This is a genomic window from Comamonas sp. HJ-2 (genome assembly GCF_053615495.1).
In genome coordinates, this window is sequence record NZ_JBSIFD010000011.1 from 32,183 (window position 1) to 47,141 (window position 14,959).

Annotated in this window: 13 protein-coding genes and 1 riboswitch; of the genes, 1 reads left to right on the forward strand and 12 read right to left on the reverse strand. The window is 65.4% G+C overall.

The genetic code is table 11. From position 1 onward, the window contains the following. Nucleotides 1-89: 89 nt before the first annotated feature. Genes cobF through cbiT form a run of 4 tightly spaced genes read right to left on the reverse strand, consistent with a single transcriptional unit; the run spans nucleotide 90 to nucleotide 3,275 of the window. Complete coding sequence (gene cobF, locus ACWGXF_RS10300) at nucleotides 90-848, reverse strand: precorrin-6A synthase (deacetylating) (RefSeq protein ID WP_039048542.1); 759 nt, start codon at nucleotides 846-848, stop codon at nucleotides 90-92. Then, nucleotides 848-1,642, reverse strand: a complete 795-nt coding sequence (gene cobM, locus ACWGXF_RS10305) for a precorrin-4 C(11)-methyltransferase (protein ID WP_039048543.1) — start codon at nucleotides 1,640-1,642, stop codon at nucleotides 848-850. Before cobM ends, cobF begins: the two co-directional genes overlap by 1 nt. Beyond that, nucleotides 1,639-2,082: a cobalamin biosynthesis protein gene (locus ACWGXF_RS10310; RefSeq protein WP_039048544.1), complete on the reverse strand. Its 444-nt coding sequence runs from the start codon at nucleotides 2,080-2,082 to the stop codon at nucleotides 1,639-1,641. Before ACWGXF_RS10310 ends, cobM begins: the two co-directional genes overlap by 4 nt. After that, nucleotides 2,079-3,275, reverse strand: a complete 1,197-nt coding sequence (cbiT, locus tag ACWGXF_RS10315) for a precorrin-6Y C5,15-methyltransferase (decarboxylating) subunit CbiT (RefSeq protein WP_452101883.1) — start codon at nucleotides 3,273-3,275, stop codon at nucleotides 2,079-2,081. Before cbiT ends, ACWGXF_RS10310 begins: the two co-directional genes overlap by 4 nt. Here cbiT and ACWGXF_RS10320 point away from each other — a divergent pair. Then, nucleotides 3,268-4,023 (forward strand): cobalt-precorrin-6A reductase, encoded by a 756-nt coding sequence (locus ACWGXF_RS10320; RefSeq protein WP_370466567.1) that lies wholly within the window; start codon nucleotides 3,268-3,270, stop codon nucleotides 4,021-4,023. The two genes, cbiT and ACWGXF_RS10320, sit on opposite strands and share 8 nt — an antisense overlap. Before the next feature lie 31 nt (nucleotides 4,024-4,054). Here the strand turns inward: ACWGXF_RS10320 and cobJ are convergent, their stop codons facing one another. The 8 genes from cobJ to cobW all read right to left on the reverse strand — a co-directional run bounded on the left by cobJ (nucleotide 4,055) and on the right by cobW (nucleotide 14,935). Beyond that, on the reverse strand, nucleotides 4,055-4,843 hold the full coding sequence (gene cobJ, locus ACWGXF_RS10325) for a precorrin-3B C(17)-methyltransferase (RefSeq protein WP_256631230.1): 789 nt from the start codon (nucleotides 4,841-4,843) through the stop codon (nucleotides 4,055-4,057). A 25-nt stretch (nucleotides 4,844-4,868) separates the two neighbouring features. Next, nucleotides 4,869-5,609 (reverse strand): precorrin-2 C(20)-methyltransferase, encoded by a 741-nt coding sequence (cobI, locus tag ACWGXF_RS10330; protein ID WP_256630276.1) that lies wholly within the window; start codon nucleotides 5,607-5,609, stop codon nucleotides 4,869-4,871. 11 nt (nucleotides 5,610-5,620) lie between these two features. Then, the gene (locus ACWGXF_RS10335) at nucleotides 5,621-6,250 is read right to left on the reverse strand and encodes a precorrin-8X methylmutase (protein WP_256630277.1); all 630 of its coding nucleotides are present in this window, start codon (nucleotides 6,248-6,250) and stop codon (nucleotides 5,621-5,623) included. Next, complete coding sequence (locus tag ACWGXF_RS10340; protein ID WP_256630278.1) at nucleotides 6,234-7,574, reverse strand: nitrite reductase; 1,341 nt, start codon at nucleotides 7,572-7,574, stop codon at nucleotides 6,234-6,236. The genes ACWGXF_RS10335 and ACWGXF_RS10340 overlap by 17 nt, the downstream gene beginning before the upstream one ends. A 129-nt stretch (nucleotides 7,575-7,703) precedes the next feature. After that, a riboswitch (cobalamin riboswitch) is annotated at nucleotides 7,704-7,943 on the reverse strand. A 173-nt stretch (nucleotides 7,944-8,116) separates the two neighbouring features. Further along, entirely contained in the window at nucleotides 8,117-8,704 is a 588-nt protein-coding gene (locus ACWGXF_RS10345; RefSeq protein ID WP_087864170.1) for a vWA domain-containing protein, read from the reverse strand. Between the two features lie 77 nt (nucleotides 8,705-8,781). Further along, a complete protein-coding gene (locus tag ACWGXF_RS10350) occupies nucleotides 8,782-9,984 on the reverse strand; it encodes an ATP-binding protein (protein ID WP_256630279.1) in 1,203 nt (400 codons plus the stop codon). Next, on the reverse strand, nucleotides 9,981-13,817 hold the full coding sequence (cobN, locus tag ACWGXF_RS10355; protein ID WP_256630280.1) for a cobaltochelatase subunit CobN: 3,837 nt from the start codon (nucleotides 13,815-13,817) through the stop codon (nucleotides 9,981-9,983). Before cobN ends, ACWGXF_RS10350 begins: the two co-directional genes overlap by 4 nt. 62 nt (nucleotides 13,818-13,879) lie before the next feature. Further along, complete coding sequence (gene cobW / locus ACWGXF_RS10360; RefSeq protein WP_256630281.1) at nucleotides 13,880-14,935, reverse strand: cobalamin biosynthesis protein CobW; 1,056 nt, start codon at nucleotides 14,933-14,935, stop codon at nucleotides 13,880-13,882. Between the last annotated feature and the right edge of the window lie 24 nt (nucleotides 14,936-14,959).

Sequence of the window (14,959 nt, forward strand, 5' to 3'; positions counted from 1 at the left end):
CAGGCCATCGATTCCTTGATGAGGTGAAGCACACCGCACGGTGATCCGGTGTGCCTGCCAGGCGACGGATGCGCCTTGGCAACCCAGGGTCAGGGGGAGGAGGCCCTGCGCAGCAGATAGATGTCCATGATCCAGCCGTTTTGCTCACGGGCCTGGGCGCGCCTGCTGGTGATGTCTGGCGCGATGTCGCAAAGCCGGCCATGCATGAGCAATTGCTGGGGCATGCCGAGATAGGCGCCCCAGTAGATGTCGACATCGGTGTCTTTCAGCTGTTCATAGCTGCGTTGACCATCCAGCATCACGACCAGGGTGTTCACCCCGGATGGCCAGCCGTTTTCGCGCAGCTGGCGACCGGTGGTGATCAGAAAGGGCTCGCCGATCTCATTGAGGGCAATGCCGTGGGCACTGCACAGCACCTGCATGGAAGTGATGCCAGGCACGACGCATACCTGTTCGCGGGCCAGGCCCAGACGCGAGGCAATGCGCAACGTGCTGTCGTAGAGGGCCGGGTCGCCCCAGACAAGCAGGGCCACGCGTCCCGAACGGGCAGGCAGGCGGTCCTGAAGACTGGCTTGCCAGCGCCGGGCAATGGCCTCATGCCATTCGTCCACCTGCTGGTCGTAGTCCGATCCCTGCTGACGGCGTTGCGGCATGTCGAAGTGAGCAATTCGGCTCTCTTCCACGGCCAGGCTTTGCAGCAGCGACAGGCGGACCTGGGCCAGCTCTGCCTTGCTGTCCTCCTTGTGTGGCAAGAGAACCAGGTCGGCGCTGCGAATCGCTTTCTCTGCTTCTCGGGTGAGGTGATCGGGGTTGCCGGTGCCGATGCCGATCAGGAACAGCTCCAGCATCAGGCGCCCTCGCTTCCGCGAGGGAAGCGCGGTTCGTCGCCGCGCGGCCGGTAGCGGCGATCGTAGTCATTGGCATAGAGCCGGCTGTTGCCGAAATCCTGCTGATTCAGGGTGGCCCCGACCAGAATCAGTGCGCTGCGCTGCAGCGGATTCGATTGAGCGGCGCTGGCGATATCTCCCACGCGGGTGCGCAGCAGCTGCTCGTCCGGCCATGAGGCGCGCCAGACAATGGCTGCAGGGCAATCCGGGCCGTAATGGCTGGTGAGTTCCTGCTGCACCTGCTCGGCCACATGGACCGACAGATGAATCGCCAGCACGGCGCCGGTCGCCGCGAAGGCGGCCAGGGTTTCGCCCTCGGGCATGCTCGACGCCCGGCCCGAGGTACGTGTCAGCACCACCGATTGGCAGGAGCCGGGCAGTGTCAGCTCGGCCTCCAGCGCAGCGGCTGCGGCACTGAAAGAGGGGACACCGGGAGTGACGGTGTAGGGGATGTTCAGCTCACGCAGGGCGCGCAACTGCTCACCCATGGCAGACCAGATGCTCAGGTCGCCGGAATGCAGGCGGGCGACATCCAGCCCTTGTTCGTGTGCGGTCTGGATTTCGGCCACGATGTCTTCCAGCGACATGGGGGCGGTGTTGACGAGACGGGCTCCGGCAGGGCAGTGTGCCAGCAGCTCGCTGGGTACCAGCGAGCCTGCGTACAGGCACACAGGTGAGGCGGCCAGCAGATCACGCCCGCGAACGGTGATGAGGTCGGCCGCACCGGGGCCGGCTCCGATGAAATGAACGGTCAAGGCAAAACTCCAGGGATAAATGGTGTGGGCAGCGGCAAGCCGGCAATCGCCAGCGTCGCACGTCGGTCTGCCGAAACGGTGCGCAGCACCAGCAGCCGGCTATGGGCCAGGACGGCGCCGGCGTGCAGGGCCAGGGCTTCTGCAACGCTGCCCGTGGCAAAGCGCTGCTGCAATCTTGCGGAATGGGATGGTGTGTCGATATGCGCAATCGCGCTTTCGGCACAGCTCTTCCAGTCGATATGGCCAGGAATCTGGCTGGCCCAATCCTGCAGGGCGCGCGCCGCTGAGGTCTGGCTCCTGGTGGCCAGCAGGGCAAAGGTCCAGCGGCAGGGCGCTGAATCCGTGCCCCCAAGTCTCTGGCAGGCCTGGCTCCAGCAGCTTTCGAATGATTGAGGCAGAGCACCGGCTTGAAAGCCCCAGCCCGCGAACAGATGTCTCATTGGCTGCTCCAGACCCACTGCACCAGGGGGCGGGCCGGGCACCAGGAATGCATGCTGCCCAGGCTCTGTGCTTCGCTCCATTGCAACTGATACAGCTGGCCGCCGTGTGTGCGGTGCAGTTCCAGCAGCAGCGCCTGGGTGTGCAGTGCCACGGCATTCACCACCAGCCGCCAAGGCCCGGAAAGGCGCATGCACAGGGCATTGAACAGCTCGGCGCTGAAGCCTCCGCCGACAAAGACGGCCTGCGGCTCTGGCTGCAGACGGGGCAGGGCTGCCAGGGCGTGGTCATGAACCACTTCGATCGCTGCCGCATAGCGCTGCGCGTTCTGCGCAATATTGGCCGCACGCGCGGCATGCTGCTCCACGCAGATGGCCTGGCCGCCAGCCAGACACCACTCGACGGCGACCGAGCCCGAACCCGCACCCAGATCCCAGAGCCACTCGCCCTGGCGTGGAGCCAGCGCAGCCAGCGTCATGGCGCGCACCGGGCTTTTGGTGATCTGCCCGTCGTGTGCAAACTCACCGATGGGTCTGCCTGGTACCCGGGACAGACCTTTATCGCCGCGCGCTTCGAAAGCCGCAGTCACAGGGGCCTTGGCCGGCTGGGTTGCCAGCAGGGCGGCCAGCTCGTGCACCGTGCCGCTGCGTATGTCCTGCTGATCGCTGCCTGCCTGCTCCACCAGCCACAGAGGGCTGTCGCCCCAGCCCTGCTGCAGCAGCCATTGAGCCAGAGTGTGAGCGGCCGGGCCATCGCGCAACAGGCAGATAAAGCGCTCTTGAGGCGCCAGCAGAGGCGTCAGGCTGCTCAGGCTGCGAGCATGCAGGCCCAGGCAGTGGGTGCGCTCCTGGGACCAGCCCAGCTCGCCTGCAACCCAGGAAAATGTCGAGGGTTGAGGGTAATTGCGCCACTCGCCCAACTCCAGGTGCCTGGCCAGCGATGCCCCGGCACCGAAGTGAAACGGATCGCCGGACACCAGCACGGCCACGCCTTGCTGTCCACGCAGCTGCAGCACGGGCTCGACGCTGAAGGGGATCGGCCAGGCTCTGCCACGCGCTCCTGCTTGCGCCAGCGCCAGATGACGCGGACTGCCGAACACAACACTGGCATCATCCAGGGCTTGTCGCGCTGCGGGGCTCAGGCCTTCCAGCCCTGACGGATGAATTCCGATAATTGAAAGCCACGGATTGGCCATGACCCAAGTTCTCCTGTTAGGCGGCACTTTCGATGCCTATATCTTGTCCACGCTGCTGCATGAGGCCGGGGTGCAAGCCATCTATTCCTATGCCGGGGCTACCCAGACGCGTCGTACTCCGGCCCTGCCGGTGCGTGTGGGCGGTTTTGGCGGCGTGCAGGGGCTGGTCGATTACCTGAGTGCGCATCACATCACCCATGTCATCGACGCCACCCACCCATTCGCCGCACAGATGAGTGCCAATGCCATCGCGGCCTGCGCCCAACTGGATCTGCCCTTGCTGTCCATGGAGCGGCCAGCCTGGCAGGCGCAGCCTGGCGACCAATGGCAGCATGTGCCGGATATGGCGGCAGCCGCACAGGCCTTGAGTCGGTCTTTGAAACGGGTGTTTCTGGCCATAGGGCGCAAGCAGCTGGCGGCGTTTGCGGGTCTGGCGGGCGAGCACCAGTTTGTGCTGCGCGTCATCGACCAGGAGGGCGGTGCCTTGCCTTTGCCTGCATCCAGCTATGAGCTGATCGTTGCGCGCGGTCCGTTTCGGCTCGCCGACGAACTGGCGCTGCTCGGGCAGTACCGCATCGACTGCATCGTCAGCAAGAACGCCGGTGGCGCAGATACCTATGCCAAGATTGAGGCCGCGCGGCAGCTGGGCATCCCGGTCATCATGGTCGACAGGCCGGTGCTGGCGCCGCGTACCCAGTGCCAAAGCCCGCAGCAGGCCATGGAGTGGTTGCGCCGGCAGCGCTGCTGAGCACTTGAGCCCGGCAAGGCCTTGCGTGCGCTCAGGCATGGTCTGTCACGGCAGAGGTAGCGCTGCTGCCGGCCTCATAGCTGCGCGGGGTATAGACATGCTTGCCCACCTGGCGGGTCTGGCTGTTGCCCACGATCACCACCGTGCGCATGTCGGCCATATCGGCCCGTGCATCCAGCAGCTTCACGACCCGCAGTGTCTCATCGGGGCGGCTGACGTTGCGGGCAAAGCAGATCAGGCGCTCGGGCTCGCATTCCTGCTGCAGCACCTGCAGTGCCCGGGAAAAGCCTTGCGGGCGTGATCGGGAGCAGGGGTTGTAGAACGCCATGGCGAAATCGGCCTGGGCGGCCAGACGGATGCGGCGCTCGATGATGCTGGCGGGCTTGAGGTTGTCGGACAGATTGATGGTGCAGAAGTCATGTCCCAAGGGGGCGCCCAGACGCGCTGCTGCGGCCAGCATGGCGGTGATGCCCGGCTGCACCTGCACGTCCACGCCCTGCCAGCGGGCATGCTCCTCGGGGCTGGCCTGCTCCAGCGTCTCGAACACGGCACTGGCCATGGCGAATACGCCCGGGTCGCCCGACGAGAGCATCAGCACCTTGCGGCCCCGGGCTGCAAGATTCAAGGCATTGCGCGCACGCTCCAGCTCTTCGCGGTTGTCGCTGGCATGCAGTTGCAGGTGCTCCAGGCCCTGCAGCCGCTCCACATAGGGAAAGTAGCCGAATGCATCGCTGGCGCTGGCGATGCTGTCGCGCACCTGCTGCGTCAGCAGTGCATCATCGCCCGGGCCCAGGCCCAGCACCAGGAGTTGTGGAGGCATTGTGGTCGTGCTCATGACAGCGCATTCACATGTCGTTTGCCGGGCGGCGGCCCTGGCCGTGCACGACGATGATGGCGAAGTAAGGGCAGCGCTCGGGCGCATCGCGCAGCGGCATGACCTGCTGATCGCTCATGGTGCCGTTGATGACCAGCCAGGCACGGTCCAGCTTGCCTTGCTCGTCCAGCAGCCCACGGATGCGTCCCAGATGCCGTCCCACCTTCATGATGACCAGCGCGTCCGAGCGTGCCATATGCTCGCGCAGCGGCGTATCGGGCAGGGTCGCGGGCAGCACGCTCATCACATCGTCACCCCAGGTCATGGGAATGCCGGTGGCATGCCAGCAGCCCACCATGCCGGGTATGCCGGGCAGCACCTCGACCGTCACCTGCGCCGCCTGGCGCAGACGCACATAGAGGTGCATGAAGGAGCCGTAGAAGAATGGATCGCCTTCACAAAGCACGATCACATCCTCGCTGCGCGTCAGCTGTGTCAGCCGGGACTGCCAGTCCTGATAGAAGCTGGACAGCTGGGCGATATAGCGCGGGTCGTCGTGCGGGATCTCCGTGGTCAGCGGGTACTCCATCGGGTACTCCGTGACCTCGGCATGCAGCAGGCCGTTGACCAGTTGCCGCGCCTTGCCCGGGTGACCGCGTTTGCGGAAGTAGGCCACATGGCGGGCGTTCCTCAGCAGGCGGTCGGCCTTCACGCTCATCATGTCGGGATCGCCGGGACCCAGTCCCACGCAGAAGATTTTTCCGTGATTCATGGTGACTCTTCCTACTCCACCGTGGTTGCCAGCGCGTTGATGGCGGCAACCGTGATGGCAGAGCCACCGAGGCGTCCTTGCACGATGGCAAACGGAATCTGTCCCCATTCGCGCAGAGCGTCCTTGGACTCCGCTGCTCCCACAAAGCCGACCGGGCAGCCGACGATGGCCGCCGGGCGCGGACAGCCCGGGTCCTGCAGCATATGGAGCAGATGAAACAGGGCTGTCGGCGCATTGCCGATGGCGACCACGGCGCCGTCCAGATGCTCGCGCCACAGCTCCAGTGCTGCGGCGCTGCGGGTGTTGCTCATGTCGGCTGCCAGCGCTGGCACACGCGGGTCCTGCAGGGTGCAGATGATGGGGTTCTGGGCCGACAGGCGCTTGCGCGTGATGCCCTCGCTGACCATGCGTGCATCGCAGAGCACGGGTGCTCCGCGCCGCAGTGCGGCTTCCGCCGCTTCGGCAAAGGTCGGGGAGAAATGGATATGTGCGGCCAGCTCCACCATGCCGGCTGCGTGAATCATGCGGCAGGCGACCCGCTCTTCCACGGGGTTGAAGCGCTTGAGATCGGCCTCTCGGCGGATGATGCTGAAGGATTGCCGGTAAATCTCTTCACCGCACTTTTCATAGTTGTAGGTCATTGAGTTGTTGCTGTATCTCGTGAGGATCGGAGTTCAGAGGCCGATAGGGAATGGATGCCCTGGCTGACGGTTGTGCTTCGGCGGGGCTGGCGTGCAGCCATATCTGGCCCGTTGTGTCCTGGCTGGCAAACACCACACTTGTCGCATCGGCAGGCAGGGCACAGAGCTTGGCGCAGCCGCTGATATGAAGATGCCGGTCCGCCGCCTGTGAGCTGGCGAATTGCAAGGCCATGGGCTGGGCCGGGATATGGGCCTGAGGGCAGTTGGGGGCTCCGGTGCAGGCCGAAACCCGCAGGCGCACATCCGCGGACTGGCTGATCCAGTCCCTGGCATCGAGCCGGGCAGGCAGAGAATCCAGGTGCTTGTTCGGCAGAAGCAAGGATTTCCAGGGCGTGACCCGGATCTCCGCTTGTTCGGGCATGAGAGCCGCCAGCTTCTGTATGGCCCATGCGTCCAGGCGTCCCAACGGGGCGCCGAGCAGCAGGCCGTGAGGGTTGGGCGCTCCGGGCCGCAACGACCTGGCAGCGTTCCTGTCCAGAGCCCGGGGCTCAAGGTGATGACTGGCCTTGGCGAGTCCGCAGACCTGAAGGTCGATGGGCTTGGCAAGGCCGCGCAATCGGCCTGCCGCCTGCGAGCTGCGCTCACGGGCAAACCACAGGGCAATCTGTATGGCTGCCTGCACGGCAGCCGGTGCAGTCTCAAAGCCATACCAGTCATCCGATTGGCCCAGGGCAAGCCCATAGCCTCCATCGGCGCAGGCCCATAGTTGAAGGTCGGAGCTCAGGCTTCGGAGATGACACTGCGGATCGTCAACCAGCATGTCGAATTTGCCGGGCAGGGCCGGCATGTTCTGCTGTTGCAGGGCCAGGGGACTGAGATCACGCGCCGTTGCCACGGAAAGCGCCAGAGCCAGTGCATGGGTGCGATCTCCTCTTGTATAGAACGGAGTGCAATGCACGGCAGGAGCCAGATCTGCCTGTTCATCGGCAGGGGCCAGTCTCGAGACAACGAGCGCCGTGCGCAGGGCAGGCAGGGCCGATTCGTGCACGCCGCGCAATTGCAGATTGCCGAGGCGGGTCAGCTCGATCTGGCCCGAGGCATGGGTTCGTGCGAGGTCGGCCAGTACCAGCCACTGAGCGGCGGTTAGAGATGCGCAGCGAGGGCGCACGCGCACAATCCAGCCGTCCTGTGCCTGCATGGGCTTCCAGGTGCTGGGACACCAGCCGCGAATCTGGATGGTCTCAGGGCTGGACAAGCGCTGCTCCAGGCGACGAGGCCAGGGCACGGCCGGCCCGCTGGGACAAATCTGACTGGCAAATTCCATGCAACATAGGTCATCCACGGTCGGTTTGGCCGATACCCGGGCCAGACAAACAAAATGTGCAGAGGGAAATGAAGAGGTGATGAGCCGCACGCAGGCGCTGGCATATCACAAGCCACATGCAACCCCGCTGCGCCTTGTACACACCAGGCCGGTCTCCGGACTTACAGAGCCCACCTGAGGGTGGCATGTCGATGCGCCTTCCCGCTTTCGCAGTGGCGGCCATGGCCGTGGGCCAGAGCATGCATCTCCATATCTCTGATTACCGTTGCGGGTGCAGTGCAGGATTGATGGGGATTCCATTCACCTGCTTCTCGTTTCACCTCCGCGTGCCAAAGCACGCCATGAGGCACCTGTGGTGGCGCGATCTTACGCGATAACCTGGTGCACACGGCCGAACTCATCGGCCTGGCAGCAGCTTTCCTGCCGCTTGTGCGGCGACCGGATATCGATAGGGCGGGCAGGGGGCGGCGTGATGTCCTGCCAGATGATTATCAAAATAGATAGCTATCAACGCTTTCCTGTTAGGCGGTAGATGCCTTTTCTTAGCTAAATTTCAGCGGCAGTCGCAAGGTATCCGGCCAGGCTTTTGCCAGCCGCTTGGCACCACCAAACAGACGCTTGTTCTGGCCCGCAGCGGCTTCACAGTCCACCAGAACCTGCGCCAGGGCAGGTATGGGACCGCGCTCCAGTTGCAGCACGTCGGGGCTGCGGAAGTCGCTGATCAGCCACAGGCAGGATGGTTGCCGGGAGTATCTGGCCGCCATCTGCCAGCCTGACTGCAGGGCCGGGGCCAGCGGCGTGCCGCCACCGCCGCGCAGCGGCTCGATCAGATCGGCATTCCAGCGTGGCGCCCGCGTGGGCTCCAGCAGCCAGTGCAGCCGGCCTGCGCCGAAGCAGAGCAGGGCCACGGATTCGCGCTGCAGATAGGCCCGGCGCAGCCACTGCAGCAGCAGGCCCTTGGCCTGGGCGAATGCGCCGCTCTCCACCATGGAGGCCGAGCAGTCCAGCAGGAACAGGTGTTGCCTGCGTACAGCTCCCTCGGGCTGGTGCCAGCGCAGATGGGAGGGTGCCAGCGGCAGCCCCTGGCGCTGGCGCAGGGTGGCTGTCCAGTCAATCGATGCCCCAGGCATTTTGTGGACGCTGGATACTGCATCGCTGGCCAGGGCCAGGCCTTGGTTGGCGGAGCCGATTTGCCCCCGGCCGGCGCTCAGCGCAGCAGACCGGAGGCCCGGGCTTTTTTTGCGGCCAGGGCCTCCAGGGCTGCCTGAGCCATGGCGTCGGCCTGTTGAGGCTCGAAGACGACGCTGCTCACGGCTTGAGCCTGACCCCAGCCGGCAGGCGGCTGTTCGAGGCCCGGGCCGGCGTCTTGAGGCAAGGAGCCGGTGGCGCCGGGCTCGCGGGAGGCCGTTGAAGGGGGTGCTGACGCCTGGATATCAGGCTCCGTGCGGTCTTTGCGGTCCGTGCCGGATGACGCAGCGGGCACGGCCGCAGGTGTGGTTGCGGGAGTCTGCTGGGGCTGACTGGCGCTGCCCGGGTCTGGCTGGGCAGCGCGATGCTGCAGTACCAGTGGCGCGACTTCGGCCACATGGGCTGGCGTGATGCTGTGACTGCCTTGCCAGGCTGCCAGGGCGCGTGCAGCGCGCAGCATGACCAGGTCGGCACGCAGTCCGTCTACCTGGGCGGCAATACACTGCAGGGCCACGGCCTCATGGACGGCATCGCTCCAGGTCAGTTCCGAGGCATTGCGGCAACGGCTGCGTGCCTGCGCCAGCCGCTGGCGGATCTCCTGCTGGTGGGCCGCATGGGATTGCACAAAGCCCTGGGGGTCCAGGTCAAAGCGCAGCCTGGCCTTGACGATGCTGCTGCGCAGCTGCGGGTCCTGGGCATTGTCCAATTGCACACAAAGGCCCAGGCGGTCCAGCAGCTGCGGGCGCAGCATGCCTTCCTCGGGGTTCATGGTGCCGATCAGCACAAAGCGCGCGGCATGGCTGTGCGAGATCCCGTCGCGCTCTATGCGATTGATGCCGGAGGCTGCCACATCAAGCAGCACATCGACGATGGCATCGGGCAGCAGATTGATCTCATCGACATAGAGAACCCCTTCGTGCGCCTTGGCGATCAGGCCCGGCGCAAAAGCCACTTCATGGCTCGCCAGAGCTTTGGACAGGTCCAGGCTGCCGGTCACATGCTCGATGGAGGCACCTAGCGGCAGGGTGACGAACGGTGCAGGTGCCAGCAGATCCGCCAGCGCACGTGCTGCCGTGGACTTTGCCGTGCCGCGCGGGCCCCGGATGAGCACGCCGCCGAGCTGTGGCTCGATCGCGGCCAGCAGCAGAGCCTGCACGAGGGAGGGCTGTCCCTGTATGGCAGAGAGAGGGAATACGGGTACCGGATCGTGGTTGGGGCTCATTGGGAAACCTGTCCTTCCATGAATTCTTCGTGCTCCAGCATCTGGGTCAGCAGGCTCTGGCGATGCTCGCCGGGCTGCTCCCACATGCCGCGGTCTATGGCTTCCAGCAGGCGCGAGACGATATCGCCCAGCGCCTGTGGATTGTGCTGGCGCAGAAACTGGCGCACGCTCTCATCTTCCACATAGGCCTGGGTGACCATGGCGTAATGCTGGTCCGAGACCAGCTCGGTGGTGGCATCGAAGCCGAACAGATAGTCCACCGTGGCCGCCATCTCGAAGCCGCCCTTGTAGCCGTGGCGCATGGCGCCCGCAATCCACTTGGGATTGGTGACGCGGGCGCGTACCACGCGACCGATCTCCTCGGCCAGGGAGCGAATCCTGGCAGACTGAGGATTGCCGTGGTCGCCATGATAGACGGCAGGGTCGCTGCCGCCCAGGTGCCGCACGGCCGCCACCATGCCGCCCTGATGCTGGTAGTACTCGCTGGAGTCCAGCAGGTCATGCTCGCGGCTGTCCTGATTCTGCAGCACCACGTCCAATGCCTGCAGACGCCGCTCCAGAGCGGCGCGGGCCGGCACGCCATCGGCCTGCTGGCCGTAGGCATAGGCACCCCAGTGCAGGTAGTGGCGTGCAAAGTCACCTGCGTCGGTCCACTGGCCGCTACGCAGCATCTCATGCATGCTGGCACCATAGCTGCCGGTGGGCGCTCCGAAAACGCGCCACAGCGCCTGTTCGCGGGCTGCGTCGGCGCTCAGGCCTTGATCCACGGCAGCCTGCGTATCTCGCAGCACGCGCGCGCGGATGGGGTTGTCCTCGGCGTCCTCATCGAGCTCGGCCACGGCACGCACTGCGGCATCGAACATCTGCACCACATTGGGAAAGGCATCGCGGAAGAAGCCGCTGATGCGCAAGGTCACGTCGACACGCGGGCGACGCAGCCCCACGGCGGGAATGACTTCAAAGTCGGTCACGCGCTGGCTGCCGGCCGCCCATTTGGGACGAACCCCGATCAGGGCAAAGGCCTGGGCGATATCGTCACCGCCGGTACGCATGGTGGCTGTTCCCCAGACGGAAAGACCGATGGCCTGAGGGTACTCGCCATGCTCCTGCAGATAACGCTCCAGCACGCGCTGCGCGGACTGCTGCCCCAGCGCCCAGGCGGTCTGGGTGGGGATGGCACGGGTGTCCACGGTGTAGAAGTTGCGCCCTGTAGGCAAGGTGTCGCAGCGCCCGCGCGAGGGCGAGCCGCTGGGGCCGGGTGGCACAAAGCGCCCTTGCAGTGCTTGCGAGAACTGCAGCAGCTCCTGCGGGCCGCAGGCATCCAGTGACGGTGCAATCTGCTGCTCTATGCGCGTCAGCACTTGTAGTGTGTGCGGCCAGTCGCGGGCCAGCGCGGGATTGGCAATGACCTGCAGGGCCAGCAGCTCGAGCCGCTCGCGCGTGTCCCCGCCATGGCGCCAGCTGCCGGCATCCTGCTGCTGCAGCGCGGCCGGACGCGGGCCGTTCCAGGGCGCGGCGGCATCCATGTCCAGCGGGTTCCAGTCCATGGCCGGCAGCAGGTCGGCTGTCAGCGCATTGAGCAGGCCTTGCTCGCTGCCGGCATTGCCGGGATAGCGTGCCAGCGAGAGCAGGGTGGATTCGCGCAGCTGGCCTTGTGGCGAGCTGCCGAAGATATGCAGGCCATCGCGGATCTGGGTTTCCTTGAGTTCGCACAGATAGGCATCGATGCGTTCCAGCAGCAGCTCGTCGGCATCGGGCTGCGCGCCCGCCGCTTCGAGGCCGAGTTCGCGCAGCAGATCCTGCTGTCTGGCGCAGTCCAGAATCTGCTTGCGCAGCATGCCGGAGCGGCGCAGGTCGACCAGCAGGGCTTCGTAGTACTCGTCCACCAGGCGTTCAAGCTCCTGCATGGGGCCGTGGTTTTCGGCGCGCGTGAGCGGCGGCATCAGATGGTCGATGATGACGGCCTGGCTGCGGCGCTTGGCCTGAGCCCCTTCGCCCGGGTCGTTGACGATGAAGGGGTAGACATGCGGCAGCGGGCCGAGAATGGCATCGGGCCAGCATTGCTGCGACAGCGCGAGGCTCTTGCCCGGCAGCCATTCCAGATTGCCATGCTTGCCCACATGGACCATGGCGTCCACGCCGAACACATCGCGCAGCCAGAAGTAGAACGCCAGATAGTGATGGGGCGGCACCAGCTCGGCGTCGTGATAGCTGGCGTAGTCATTGCGTCCATCGAGAGCGCGCGCGGGCTGTATGCCGACAAAGACATGGCCCAGCTGCAGGCCGGCAATCATGAACCAGCCATCGCGCAGCATCGGGTCCTGCTCGGGTGCCCCCCAGCGCTCGGCTATGGCCTGGGCCATATCGCCGGGCAGCTGTGCCAGACGCTGTTGATAGGCCTGCAGCGAATAGCCTAGGCTTGCAGGACGCAGCGGCCATTTTTTGGGGTCGTTGGCAATGCCTTGTTGCAGCAGGCCCATCAGCGCCAGGCCGGAGTCGGGCCGCGCAGCAGCATCCCCCAGCTGCCAGCCGTCGCGTGCCAGCTGATCCAGCAGGGCAATGACGGATTCCGGCGTATCGAGACCCACGCCGCTGCCCATGCGTGCCTCGCTGCCCGGGTAGTTGGCCAGTATCAGCGCGGCTTTCTTCTGAGCCGCAGGCTTGCTGCGCAGCTGGCACCAGCGCCAGGCCAGCTCGGCAATCCAGGCAATGCGGTCGGGCTCGGCCTGGTAGCTGATCACATCGGTTTGCGTCAGCTCGCAGCGATGGGCCAGGCCTTTGAAGCTCATGGCGCGCGTCATGATGCGACCGTCCATCTCGGGCAACACCACCTGCATGGCAATGTCGCGCGGGCGCAGGCCCTGGCTGTCGGCCAGCCAGTCCTCGCGGTTGCTGCCGCTGGCAATCACCTGCAGCACGGGAATGTCGCCGGCCAGCGCGTCGGCCGCCTCGCCGGTGCGCGCATGTTCTCCGAGGGCCGCAAACGCCGTGGTGTTGAGAATGATCTGCACCTGGTGGGTGATGCACAGGGAGCGTAGCGTCTGCAGGCACAGCCCGTCCTTGAGCGACTCCAGGGCCAGCGACAGCGGGTTGAGGCCGCGTGCGAGCAGGGCGTCAGCCATGGCATCGAAGGCCTCGGTATTGGCCGCCAGCAGATGCGAGCGGTAGAAGACCAGCATGGCCACGGGAGCGCCGGGCGTCCAGCGTGCCTGCAGGTCGTCCAGGCCCGGAAGATGCCCTGCATCGTCAGCCAGCCAGGCTTGAGGCACATGCACGGCCACGGGGGGCAGCACCCGCACGGGCGCTCCCTCGCGGCCCTGGTTCAGGCCCCAGGCTGCCGCCATGCGCAGGAACTCGCGGGCATTGCCAAGGCCGCCGGCGCGCAGGTATTGCCACAGCGCACGGCTTTGCTCGGGCTCCAACGTGCCCTTGGCCAGCAGTTCGGGATCTTCCTGGTTGTCGCCAGAGAACATGGCCAGCTTCTGGCCCTTGCGGCGCGCCAGCTTTTGCAGCTGCTCGATGCCGTAGGGCCAGGTGGACTCGGCTCCCAGATGATCGACGATGACCAGCCTGGCATGCTGCAGCACCTCGTCGATATACAGATCGAGCGAGGCGCTCTGGCGCAGATGCAGCAGGTTGGCCAGGCGCAGCGTGGGCGTGGAACCCGCGGCCCGGGGCTCGGCCTGCAGCCACATCCGGTAGGCATCGGCCAGCAGCGACAGCGTGGTGTCGGCGGAACTGAGCACCACCATGTCTGCAGGCGTCTGGTCCAGACGGGTGATGATGCTGTCGTCTTCGACAAAGCCGCCAGGGCGGGAGCTGAGCAGGTGCATGATTCAAAAAGATAGCTTTATCCGCTTGCCAGTAAAGCGATAGAGGCCGATTTGCCTGGATTTTATGCCTGGGCGCCCAGCAAGGCCTGGCGCAGCACGGCGGCGTCCAGCTGCTTGCCGATGAACACCAGACGCGTGGCCGCAGCTTCGCCGTCGGCCCAGGCACGGTCGAAATAGGCATCAAAACGGCGGCCCACGCCCTGCACCAGCAGACGCATCTTCTTGCCCGGCAGGGCGGCAAAGCCCTTGACGCGCAGCACGCCATGTTGCTCAACGATGGACTGCAAGGCCTGCATCAGGCGCTCACGGTCCACGGCACCCAGGTCGAGGTGCAAGGAGTCGAAGGCATCGTGTTCATGGTCTTCGTCATGGTCATGGTGGCTGTGCTTGTCGTCGATCGACAGCTCGGCGGCGCGATGCTGGCCCAGCAGCACGTTCAGGGGCACCTGGCCCTGCACGGCTTCGATCATCTTCACGCTGGCAGGTACTTCTTCGGCCACCAGGGCTCGCACCTGACCGAGTTGTTCGGCCGTGACCAGATCGGCTTTGGACAGCACCACCAGGTCGGCGGCCGAGAGCTGATCCTCGAACAGCTCATGCAGGCTGGCGTCATGGTCCAGATTGGGGTCGGCCTGACGCTGTTCATCGACGGCATGCGGGTCATGGGCAAACTGGCCGGCAGCCGCAGCGGGCGTGTCGACCACGGTGACCACCGAATCGACAGTGAAGACATTGGCAATGTCGGGCCACTGGAAGGCCTGGACTAGGGGCTTGGGCAGGGCCAGGCCGCTGGTTTCGATCAGCAGCACATCGATGTCGGCGCGGCGTTCTGTCAGGGCCTTCATGACGGGGAAGAACTCTTCTTGCACGGTACAGCACATGCAGCCGTTGGCCAGCTCGTAGATCTGGCCCGACTGCATATCCGCGCCGCCTTCTTCCTTGCAGCCTATGGCACAGGTCTTGAGGATTTCGCCGTCAATGCCCAGTTCGCCGAACTCGTTGACGATGACCGCCACGCGCAGGCCCTTGGCCTGCTCGAGAATATGGCGCATCAGCGTGGTCTTGCCGCTGCCGAGAAAGCCGGTGACGATGGTGGCGGGGATTTTGGTGGTTTGCATGGATCTATCTCCGGTGGAGGAAAG